6 protein-coding genes and 2 pseudogenes are annotated in these 11,705 nt (G+C 59.8%); 5 read left to right on the top strand and 3 right to left on the bottom strand.

The genetic code is table 11. From position 1 onward, the window contains the following. The first annotated feature begins 257 nt into the window (after nucleotides 1-257). The 4 genes and pseudogenes from HNS34_RS19320 to HNS34_RS20820 all read left to right on the top strand — a co-directional run bounded on the left by HNS34_RS19320 (nucleotide 258) and on the right by HNS34_RS20820 (nucleotide 7,026). Nucleotides 258-875 (top strand): TetR/AcrR family transcriptional regulator, encoded by a 618-nt coding sequence (locus HNS34_RS19320; protein WP_235816324.1) that lies wholly within the window; start codon nucleotides 258-260, stop codon nucleotides 873-875. 1 nt (nucleotide 876) lies between these two features. Next, on the top strand, nucleotides 877-1,992 hold the full coding sequence (locus HNS34_RS19315; protein WP_235952820.1) for an efflux RND transporter periplasmic adaptor subunit: 1,116 nt from the start codon (nucleotides 877-879) through the stop codon (nucleotides 1,990-1,992). Between the two features lie 38 nt (nucleotides 1,993-2,030). After that, on the top strand, nucleotides 2,031-5,117 hold the full coding sequence (locus HNS34_RS19310) for an efflux RND transporter permease subunit (protein ID WP_172321726.1): 3,087 nt from the start codon (nucleotides 2,031-2,033) through the stop codon (nucleotides 5,115-5,117). Nucleotides 5,118-5,730: 613 nt separating this feature from the next. Then, a pseudogene (locus HNS34_RS20820) lies at nucleotides 5,731-7,026 on the top strand (ISKra4 family transposase). Between the two features lie 38 nt (nucleotides 7,027-7,064). Here the strand turns inward: HNS34_RS20820 and HNS34_RS19300 are convergent. The 3 genes and pseudogenes from HNS34_RS19300 to HNS34_RS19290 all read right to left on the bottom strand — a co-directional run. Next, nucleotides 7,065-7,175 (bottom strand): annotated as a pseudogene (locus tag HNS34_RS19300) (transposase); the annotation flags it as partial. A gap of 100 nt (nucleotides 7,176-7,275) precedes the next feature. Next, complete coding sequence (locus tag HNS34_RS19295) at nucleotides 7,276-7,875, bottom strand: TRAP transporter large permease subunit (RefSeq protein WP_172321725.1); 600 nt, start codon at nucleotides 7,873-7,875, stop codon at nucleotides 7,276-7,278. A gap of 81 nt (nucleotides 7,876-7,956) precedes the next feature. Further along, a complete protein-coding gene (locus HNS34_RS19290; protein WP_172321724.1) occupies nucleotides 7,957-10,911 on the bottom strand; it encodes a Tn3 family transposase in 2,955 nt (984 codons plus the stop codon). A 139-nt stretch (nucleotides 10,912-11,050) separates the two neighbouring features. Between HNS34_RS19290 and HNS34_RS19285 the strand changes: the two genes are divergently transcribed. Beyond that, a complete protein-coding gene (locus tag HNS34_RS19285; RefSeq protein ID WP_235952818.1) occupies nucleotides 11,051-11,689 on the top strand; it encodes a recombinase family protein in 639 nt (212 codons plus the stop codon). Nucleotides 11,690-11,705: the final 16 nt, after the last annotated feature.

Here is an 11,705-nt window from a genome sequence, read left to right as displayed (position 1 = left end):
CGACAATCGCCGCCCTGTAACTGCGGCCGAGCCAAGGCCGAAGAGCAAAGTTACACCATTTCCCGGGACACTATCCTCGATTGCTGACCCTCGACCCAAAGATCGACGTTTCAGATCATGCCAAAAGAGCGGTTGACGCCTTTTTGAAGATCTATTCAGACATAGGACAGCCTCGCGCGACGTGATGCAGCAACATCCGCGCGTGGGCCGTTCGTCCATGCTGACACCAATTGCCTTCGCGGAGGCTTGACGCGGTCGTGGAAGCGACCTACTTCCCCGCTGAACTTAACCGACCGGATGGTACAGTCATGCATGAGCGCCCGCACTCCGAGGTCGGCGGCAACGCGTCGCGCCGGATCCTCGAGGCGGCAAGGACCGTCGCCATGCGAGAGGGTGCCGGGAAGGTCACGATCGAGTCCGTGGCCAGAGAAGCCGGCCTGAGCAAGGGCGGCGTTCTTTACAACTATCCAAGCAAGAAAGCTCTTTTGGCCGGGCTTCTGGACCAAATGCTCACTGCGCATCGCGAACTTTTTGAAAGGCTCCCGGAGAACCAGTCGTCACGCACATTACGGGGGCATCTTGAGACCATCGTTCAAACGGAGGGCGTGGATGATGATCTGTCCATGGCGATACTCGCGGCAGCAGCCTCCGATCCGCAGTTGCTCGACCCGCTCCGCAAAGAGCTGACCGGCGATATCGAACGTATCCTTTCTGAAACGCAAGACGCTCCGGCAGCAATGATTGCCGCGCTCGCAATCCAGGGTCTGCGATTTCAGAGACTTCTTAAACTTCCTGACGGTGGCGCCGATCTCAAACGGCGTGTCGTCGAACGGTTGAGGACCATGATCGATGAACTTGAAGAAAAGACACACTAGCATGAAAGGTCTCGCCGTCGTCGTTTCGGTCGCGGCGCTCGCCGCCCTTGCGGCGCCGTTTCTGCCGACGGTGCTTTCCTCCGTTGTGGCCCAGACTGAAACGGCGGCCGATCCGGCGGGTTTGGCACCCGCCCCCCAGGCGGGTCGACCCGTCACTGTCGAGCTGACCCAAGCGGTCTCGCGCACGATCACTCAGACCCGCACAGTCGCGGGCCGCGTCGAACCTGCCAGAACCGTCGATATTGCCTTCCAGATACCTGGGCAGATCGTGCATCTTGCCGTTCAGTCAGGCGACAGGGTCCGCAATGGCGACATCATAGCGGAGCTCGACAGGGTCGACTTTGAACTTGCTCTGGACCGGGCGCAGGCGTCTTACAATCTCGCAAATTCCGAGCTTCAGCGCGCCGCCGATCTCGCAGAGAGGGGTGTTGCCGCAGATGCCCGGCTCGAGACGGCGCAGGCGCAATTTGCGCAGGCGCAAGTACAGCTTCGTCAAGCCGAGCGGCGCTTATCGCAAGTGCGTATATTGGCCCCGTTCGATGCGATTGTGGCCAGAACCTTCGTCGAGGAATTCGTCAATACCACGACGGCAGCGCCTGTTGCGCGTCTGCAAGATCTTAGCGAAATGCGGGTCGTGATTTCCCTGCCCGAGGAACTGGCAGCTATTGCGCGCGCGACGCCCGACGCCTTCGACATTACTGCCAGCTTTCCGGCAGTGCCCGGGTACACTGTGTCGCTCGAACTGCGATCCTTTTCAACCGATGCAGACCCAACGACGCAAACATATGATCTGGAATTTGCCATTACCGGCGAAATCGATCCACGTCTGCTGCCGGGCATGACGGCTGATGTCGGCATCGCTGTCTCAGCCGATGCCGACACGGGACAAGCCGTGGTCATCCCCGTATCGGCGGTGGATACGACGAGCCGGTCCGAACCATCCGTTTGGGTTTACAACGAAGCATCCCGTAGGGTCACGCGAAGGACGGTCCGGTTGGGCCTGCCTTTCGAGAACGACATTGTCGTTCTTGACGGGCTGGAGGGTGACGAATTGGTTGTGTCCGGTGGCTGGTGGCGACTGAGCGAAAGCCAGTCCGTCATCGCCGCCGGCTTATAATTCCTTTCCTTTCCTTGGGCAGAACGGAAGATCGTCTCATGGCACTCAGTATTTCTCGTACGAGCATCCAGCGTCCGGTGGCGGTCTGGCTCATCATCATCTTCTGCCTGTTTGGCGGGTATTGGGGGCTGAACACAGTCGGCCGTCTCGAGGATCCAAGCTTCACTCTAAAGACCGCACTTGTTTTCGTCCCCTATCCGGGTGCGACAGCGGTGGAAGTCGAGGAAGAAGTAGCTGACGTCATCGAGGATGCGCTTCAGCAGATGATGCAGCTCGATCGGATCGAGTCGAGATCGATGCCGGGAATGGCCCAGATCACCGTGGAAATCGAGACGAGCTACGGTCCGGACGAAATCCCCCAGGTCTGGGATGAGATGCGGCGGCGCATCCGCGATGTAGAAGGGCAACTTCCTGCCGGGGCGCAGGCCCCGATCATCAACGACGATTTCGGTGATGTTTTCGGGATGTTCTATGCCGTCACGACCGAAGGATTGAGCCCGCAGGAGCAACGGGATCTCGCAACGAACCTGCGCGTGGGCCTTGTGACAGTCGACGGTGTAGCGAAAGTGGATGTGCAAGGCCTGACCGAGGAGGTTATTAATATTGCAATTCCCTCTGCGGTTCTTGCCGAACTCGGCCTTCCGCCCGATCAACTCCTCGGCCTGTTGCGCGACGAGAACCAGGTCTTCCAGAATGGCGAACTGAGCGAGGGCCCGGCGCGCATCGGCCTCTCGGTGCCGCCGGGTTACATCGCACCAGAAGGGATCGAGACCCTACGGCTGGGCCTCGCCGGTGAAGTCGGGCAGGTATCGGTCTACGACGTCGCACGCGTCACCCGGGAAGAAACCGAACAGCCCAGTCAGATCATCCGCCAGAATGGAGCCGCCGCCTTCACGCTCGGCGTCTCGGCGCTAACGAGCCGCAACGTCGTCGAGGTCGGCGAAGCCGTATCCGTCCGCCTGGATCAGTTGAAAGAGAACCTGCCCGAAGGGGTCGAGATCACCCCGATCTACGAACAGCACGTCGTCGTCGATCAGGCCGTTTCCAGCTTCCTGGTGGGTTTGGCTCAGTCCATCGTCATCGTGGTAGGCGCCCTGATGCTGACCATGGGCTGGCGCGCGGGCCTCGTGGTGGGGGCGACCCTTGGGCTTACCGTTTTCTCGACCCTGTTCTTCATGTCGATCTTCGGCATCCAGATGGAGCGGATCAGCCTTGGAGCCCTGATCATTGCGATGGGGATGCTGGTCGACAACGCGATCGTCATCACCGAAGGGATGGTGATCGGCATGGCGCGCGGAAAAAGCGCCGAGGACGCCGCAGCCGAAACCGAAACTTCGACATCCGTTCCCCTTCTCGGCGCAACGGTCATCGGGATCATGGCCTTTTCTGGCATCGGTCTGTCGCCCGATGCGACGGGAGAATTCCTGTTCTCACTTTTCGCCGTGATCGCCATATCGCTGTTGCTAAGCTGGATCCTTGCGGTCACCGTCACGCCCTATCTTGGCAAACTGCTGCTCAAAGCACCCAAGAACACCTCGGACGACCCTTACAAAGGGGCGTTCTACAGCACCTATCGTGGGATTCTCTGGCTTGCGCTGCGGGCCCGTATCCCCGTCGTTCTGACGGTTGTGGGGATCACGGTGTGGTCGCTGATGGCCTTCGGTCAGGTGAAGCAGGCGTTTTTCCCTGCGTCCAACACGCCACTTTTCTACGTCGAGTTCCAGATGCCGCAAGGAACCGACATCAATATCACGGACCGTGAAATGCTTCGGCTGGAAGCGATACTTCGTGAAGAGGAGGCCGTGACGGACGTCACCACGCTGGTGGGGCGTGGCGCAAGCCGCTTCATGCTGACCTACAATCCCGAGCAGGCCGATTCCAGTTATGGCCAGCTGATTGTCCGGGTTGCCGATGCTACACGGATCCCCTCCATCGCAGCCAGGCTCAACCAGGACCTCCCGGCGCAATTTCCCCATGCCCTGATCCGGGTCGAAGAGATCGTGTTCGGACCGCCTTCCGGTGCCGATGTCGCTGTCCGCTTCTCGGGGCCCGACCCCATCATCCTGCGCCAGCTGGCAGATGATGCGATCGGGATCTTCAGAGACGCCGGGACGATCACAAATCCTCGCACGGACTGGAGGCAACGAGAATTGCTCATTGAGCCGAATGTGGACGAATCCCGGATGCGGCTTGCCGGTGCCACGCGGAGCGCCATCGCGGACACCATTCGGCTCGGAACCTCGGGTCTGCGTGTCGGCGAATTGCGGGAGGGCGACGAGGTGATCCCGATCCTGCTCCGCCTGCCCGAGAGCGAACGCACCGGCACAGATCATGTGCGCGACCTGCCGGTCTGGTCCGCCGGAGCAGGCGCATATGTTCCCATGGCCAACCTGGTGCAAAGCCTGGAGACACGCCTTGCCGAGGCGCTCATTCACCGGCGCGACCGGGAGCGAACGATCACCGCGCTCGGTGGCGCACGCGACGACCTGACGGCCGACGAAGCCTTCAGAAGTGTCCGGGCACAGATCGAGGCGATGCCGCTTCCGGAGGGCTACACCATGGAGTGGGGCGGCGAATTCGAAAGCGCCGGCGAAGCACAGCAAAGCCTTGGCAAGCAGCTGCCGCTCGGTTTTCTCATCATGCTGACGATCTCGATCCTCATGTTCAACAAGATCCGTCAGCCGCTGATCCTGTGGCTTGTCGTGCCGATGTCGGTGACCGGTATGGTTCTGGGGCTGTTGTTCACCGGACTGCCGTTCACCTTCACGGCATTGCTCGGCTTCCTGTCGCTTTCGGGGATGCTGATGAAGAACGCCATCGTTCTTGTCGAGGAATTCGACCTGCAACGTGCAAATGGTGTTCCAGATTACCAGTCCGTGATGGATGGATCGGTCAGCCGTCTACGGCCCGTGGTGCTCGCGGCCGGAACAACGATTCTCGGCATGATCCCACTGCTGCCCGACGCGTTCTTTGCGTCCATGGCGGTGACGATCATGGGTGGTCTCGCCTTCGCCTCGATCCTGACGCTGATTGCCGTGCCGGTGCTGTACGCGCTGTTCTTCAGGATAAGGCCCCCCAAAAAGAGTGAAGGGCCGATTGATACTCAAGGAGCGGTAGGTGTTTGATCTCGCCCAATAGCGTCGAAGAGTAGTCTATAATCCTCACAGAGCGAAGCCTGGTCACCACAGGCGCCGACTTGGAGCAGTTTGCTGATGTGCCCGGATAACTGGGCCGTGCCGACCAACCACATTGTGGCAAAGCAGCATGAGCCGGTCATCTTTCATCGTGAAATCTCGCCGGCCATCACGGCCCTCACATGAACGGCGAGCGTCGCGGTGAACCTTGGACAGCCGAACTGCCGGATGACATCGATGACCCGTGCGTCGTAGGCTGCCTGCCCGATGAGGCGACACAGGTCTGACTCGTGAAACTGCCGGTTGCCGCTGGGTGCGGCCTTGATCTGATCGTGCAGCTCACGCTCCCGCGGGTCAGCCGCCTGTCTTGGCGTCGTCGCTTCGGCTAGTCGGCTTACCGAACCGGGCGAGGTTCGCCATCAGCGCATGAACCCCAGCAGGTAGCCTGCGGGAACCCTGTCGTTCCCGCGCGCCCGGTTGAAAGCCAAGTGTCGCGTAGCCCTTAATTGTGAGATGAGAAATCCAACGGGAGTGGACAAAACATGGGGGTCATCTTCGTCGTTGCGGCCCGTGCTAAGGTGAGTTCTTTGCGTGTGGGGCTGCCATGGACGTACGGATTACAATCGAAACTACCTTCGACAACGGGGAGAAGCGCACTCATCAGCTTGACGGCATTTCACGACCCTACCGGGTGACCTGTCCAGACGGGATCGGGTTGCGCCTCGAGGATGGGAAGAGGGTTGTCGAACAGATTCAGCGGGCAATTCTTTGCGATCAGGTTGAGGAAATCATCCGAGAAAGCCGCGTATGCCCGGATTGCGCCTCGGTTCGTGCCATTCATGACTATCGCACGCGCGATCTCGACACGCTCTTTGGGCGGGTTCGGGTCAAAGCCGCGCGCTTGCGCCGCTGTTCGTGTGATGCCAGGTCAGCGGCGATGCCCGGCGGACCTATTTCTCCGCTGGCCTATTTCTTTCCTGACCGGGCTACCCCGGAGCTGCAGCGGCTCCATGCGGAACTCGGGTCCCGGCATTCCTTTCGCGAAGCCGCGCGGCTGATGAAAAGCTTCCTCCCCTGCCATCCGCCCCATCACACCACGGTGCGTGACCGGTTGGGAAGAGTAGCCGCGGGGCTCGAGAAAAGTCGAAGGGCATCAGGCGATCCCGCTGAAGCACTTCCCAAAGGGGGTTTGACGGTTTTTCTGGACGGTGCGCATATCCGCTGTCGACCGGAGTATCAGTAGCGACACCTGGATCTTGTGGTCGGTAAGATTGAAAGTCGCAATATGTGCCGACGATTTGGCTTGGTCGCCAATGCGACGGCATCGCCAGGCAGCCGGATGCGAGAAGAGCTGTCAGACTTTGGATGGAAGCCGGGCCGTCTGTTGACGGTAATCTCTGATGGCGAGCTTGCTCTCCCGAACCTCATACGGAATGCCATGGGTGGCGACGGCCAGGTGAAGCATATCCTCGACTGGTGGCACATCTCGATGCGTATTCGACATGTCGAGGCCGCCGTTCAGGGTCTGGTCCAGATACCGGGATTCACTGGAATTCCGGTGCTGTTCCAGCGCCCCGCGAAAAGCCTTCGCTGGTGGCTGTGGCATGGCAGAGCACGGGTCGCGGAAACTTATCTGAAAGGGCTCATGCACGATTGCACCCGCCTTGCGGAAGAACCTTTGGCTGTCCGCACCGCTGCCGCTCGTGTGCAGGCCCGATGCGGGACACTGTACACCTATCTCGCGAACAACATGGAAGCGAAGGCAGGTATCCGGAAATGGATGACCTTTTACAACAACAAACGCCCACACTCAGCCCTTGGCGGCAGGCCACCAGCCGTGGTCTATTGGCTGAGAAATGACAAAACACAACCCGATCAGCAGGAGCAGAGAGTAGCTTAATTTACGCCAGATCCTGTCCAACAAATGGGGAGTAGCTCAGTCGCGGGGCTTAGACCGTGCTTCCGGCAAAGCTCAGAGGTCGGCAACCCAGCCTCCTGCTCCTTGATCATCCCGATAATCTGCGCATCGGTGAAACGGCTTTTCCTCATATCGTCTGCTCCTTCAGGTTAAGCAGACTCTACATTACGGTGAGGGAACTTCCGGGGGGCAGGTCAACACATGTAAGGCCCCTTCAAAACTACTTCGCGCTTAAGACAGCGGGAACAATGCAATGACAGGAAAAGCATATACTAGAGCCACCGCAACTAGCATCATAATGACGAAGGGAGCGCAACCTTGGAAGATGACCTCCAATGAGATGGCCTGGTCCTCTAATGCCCCTTTGACCACGAAGGCGGACAGTCCGAGAGGCGGCGTCAGCAGTCCGGTTTCGACTGCAATGATGGTGATGATGCCCAGATGTATGGGATCTAGCCCCAAAGCAATCGAGGGCACCAGGACAATAGGAACGCAGATCAGGATGATCGACGTTGCATCCAGGATCATACCGAGCAACAGTAGAACAAGCACATAAAGCGTGATGAACAAAAGCGGAGTCATATCGCTATTCTGCAACAGCGATGCGACTGTCCCTTGGACACCTGCAAAGGTAAGCATTCGACTGTACATACTTGCTGCGACTACCAGAAACAAGATCGTGACCGTGACATAGCCGGTTTCGACCAGAACTCTCCAGATTTGGCGCAGGGTGATCCTCCGGTTCAGGCCGGCGATGACAAGCGCGCCCCACGCGGCGACAGCGCCAGCCTCTGTCGGGGTGAAGAAGCCGCCGTAGATCCCGCCAAGCATCAGAGCAGCCAGCGCGCCAAGCGCCCCATCGGAAGGTTTGTGCGTAGGATTACTCTAAGGGGGAACTTTCAGCGAACATCTTCACGTTCCCCAGTCTCTGGCTGGTCTGATGTTCAGCGGCCGCGCAATTTTGCGGTCAGCGGCTCCGGAATGCCAATCGAAGTCGCCGGAAAGGATGACGTGCTCCCATCCGAGCGGCGATGTGTGCGGAAGTAGCCCGGCATTGTAGAGCGGGCTGGTCCGCGCGAGGTGGCTGGCCGCTTTGTCCATGTAGATCGTGTTCCAGAACGTGATGGCAGCAATAACGAGGTTGAGCGCCATGGCGCGTTTCTGTTGTGCCGCGTCAGATCGATCATGAATGCGCCCTTGTGAGTGGGCAAAGACGGCCCTGGCCAGCGAATGGCGCGCTTCACCCTTGTTGAGACCTGCGTGGCATTCCATGCGCAGGTCGGCGTTCTCGATCCAGTCGAGCATGAAGAGCGTGCGTTCGATCCGGCCGATTTCACCCAAGGCAAGGTAGAGCCGGTTTTGCTGGCGGTACGCCCCAAGCTTTCGCAGGATTTCAGACGGTTTCAGAGATCTGTCGCGGATGCTGGCCGCGAGCCGCATGATGTCGCCCCAATGCTGCCGGATCACCTCTTCATTGATAGGCTTCCCGATCAGAGGCGACAGGGTAGGCCACGCCTTCGCGCCCCCGAAGCACGCCAACCGCCGATCGGGAAAGTCGCGCAAGCGCGGCGCGAAGGTCATCCCCAACATATGGAACAGGGCAAAGACGTGGTCCGACACGCCGCCGGTATCTGTGTAGTGAACGAGGGGGTCAAAACTGGCCGGATTGCCCAGAAGACCGTCGAGCACAAAGGGCGCCTCGCCCGCCGTCGCCCCGATGACGCTGGAATGGAACGATCCGTACTGGCCCGACAGGAAAGAATAGATTTTCAGGCCGGGATCAGGCCCGTACTTGGCATTGATGAGTCCGCTGCCACGATTGGCAGAGAAGAACTGGCCATCCGATGAGCTGTGCTCAGCCGCGCCCCAGTGTTGCGCGAAGGGCAGACCATGATGGGCATCGACAATGCGGCCCAAGGCATCCGCGAATGTCTCGGGCCGAAGGTACCATGTCTGGGCCCAGGTCAGTTGCGCATGGCTGACACGCGATGAGGCATGGGCCATCCGCTCCAGGCCGAGATTGGTGGCCCCGGCCAGGATCGCGGCCAGAACTGCGGCGGGTTCATCGTGCTGCTTGCCAGACCGGAGATCGGTGAAGGCATCGAGGAACCCGGTCTGTGCATTCACCTCCCAGAGCAATTCCGTGATGCGGATGCGCGGCATCACGGCGTCAATCGCCCGTTCCAGGCGCACCGCGGCCGGTGGTGTGACTGCGTCATGCGGCGTAATCTTCAACCGCCCGCGCTCAATGCGGACACCAGAGAGCGCATTGCGCTTCAGGGCGCGGTCCACTTGGTCAAGGCGTTTCACCAGCGTGGCCCGCCGATCAGACAACCATGCTTCCGGATCTGTCTCAAAGCCCGCGTCCCGCATGACGGTTTCCGCTGTGTCCCGCGGCATCAGGTAGCTGTCGAAACGGCGATACTCGCGACTGCCGTCGACCCAGACATCCCCGGCACGCAGGCGGTCTCGTAAGGTGGACACAACAGCGGTTTCATACACGCGCCGTTGTGGCTGACCGTCTTGGACGATCAGCGACGGCCAATGCTTGGCTGCGAACGGCATGGGCGGATCATCGGGCAACTTGCGTTTGCCGGTGCGGTTCTGATCACGCAGCAAGGCGATGGCGTCCTTGAGATCATCCCCCGCATCGGTGGCATTGAATTGGAAGGCCTCCAGAAAGGCAGGGGCGAACTTGCGCATATACGCATAGCGCTCGGCCGCCAGAGAAAGCGGGTCACTGGTTGCCAGCTCTCCGAAGCCGGCGATTTCGTCACGCTTGTCCAAGAGCGTATCCCACCCGACATCCGCATCCAGCGCAGCAAAGGGGTCTTGCCCCAGGTCTTGTGCGCGGGCCATGGCATCAATGGATGCGCCGAAGAGCTGCATCAGCTTGCCAACCCGGGGCTTCCCCATACGCCAAACCTCCTCCTGATGGTTGCGGGATCTTGAGAAGAGCTGGCCGGTCAGTCGCTCGAACATGGCGATGGTCGCGTCGGTGATCGTAATGAATAAATCCGCCATCTGTGCCGCGAGCGTTGCGATCCGCCGCCGCTCACCAAAATCGTTCAGCAAGCTGACGGGTGCCACAGCGCCCTCGCGCGCGAACTTGAGCAGCCGGTCCGGGTGCAGACCCTGGCCAAGATCTGGCGGCAGATCCAATGATCGCAGATATTTCAAACGGTCCAGAAGCGCGGCCATGCTGGCCGGGCTGGTCGAATGCGGAAAGCCGCGCAACCACGTGAGCCGCGTTTGCGCTACGGACGGGTCATTCACCAAGAGCGCCTGCAACTGGTCACGCTGCTCCGGTGAGAGGGCATCAAACAGCGCCGCGGCAGCCTCCCGTCGGGCGCGCGCCCGGCCCTTCAAGGCGAGGCGCTCAAGCGTGTCCACGCTCGGCAGCGTCAAACGGTGCTTGCGCAGGTCCGCAATCAGCGTCTCGACAATCTTCACTCCATGATCCGTCGCGAAGGCCGCCCTCGTGGCGATATCCTCCGCCATTGCCATATGCGCTTTGGTAAACGGCACCAGATCCAAATGCTGCATCGCAAGAGCTTGATGCGCAGCCCGTGTCGCCCCACGGCTGGCATAATTCAGAAAGTGTGACGTCGGCAGATGCAGCTGATCTCCAAGCCAGTCCAAGAGGGCCGCAGGCAATACCACCCCATCGCGCCATCCTTGGCCCGGGTGACGGAGCAGAGAGATATGGACAGCCAGCCCGAACCGGTTTTCATGGCGGCGACGCGTCCGGATCAATTCCAGATCCGATGGCGCCAGCAGATAATAACGCATCAAACCATCACGGTCTGTGGGAATATCGAAAAGGTCTGCACGGGCACGGGCGGAAAGCAGCGAACGAGGGGGCATAGGTGTCCTCAAAACGGTGTTGAAGTTTTCTGGACACGCTTTAATATGAAGACTATTAAATAGACAGATATCGATATCCGGAAGGACGATCCCCCACCTCTTGGGCAGACGTCCCCAAACCGTTCGTTTTGGAGACACCATGCCACGCACAGGCGACATCCTCGGATACGCAAGGGTCTCGACCATCGACCAGGATTTGTCCGGCCAGAAAGACCGGTTGCTGCAACACGGCGCTATACGCGTGTTCGAGGACGTGATCTCCGGCAAGACATTCAATCGACCCGGTCTGGCGGCGTTGCTTGATCAGGCCAGGCCCAACGATACCCTCGCCGTCATCCGCCTCGATCGATTAGGACGCTCGCTCAAGGAACTCCTGGAAACCGTCGACGACCTCAAGGCCAGAGAGATCAATCTCATCAGCCTCGAAGAACGGATCGACACAACATCCGCCGCCGGGGAACTCGTGTTCCATGTATTTGGCGCCATTGCGCATTTCGAGCGCCGCCTGATCTCAGAGCGCACCAAAGACGGGTTGGCGAGCGCCAGAAAGCACGGCCGTGTCCCTGGCAGACCGCCATTACAGCCGGCGACAATCTCTGCCCTCAAAGACCTCGTCGGTGCAGGAAAATCTGTCTCACAAGCCGCAAAACATCTCGGCATAGGCAGATCAACAGCATACAAGGCGATCAGGGAAAACGCCGAACCCAGCGTGTTCGCTGAAAGTTCCCCCTTAGGGGTAGATTCCGGTAGGGGGCAGGATCGTATCACAAGGCCCTGACACCCCCTTCTTTCCT

The organism is Alterinioella nitratireducens (assembly GCF_013155465.1).
Taxonomy (GTDB): Bacteria; Pseudomonadota; Alphaproteobacteria; order Rhodobacterales; family Rhodobacteraceae; genus Alterinioella; species Alterinioella nitratireducens.
This window is presented reverse-complemented; position numbering and strand designations above follow the sequence as displayed.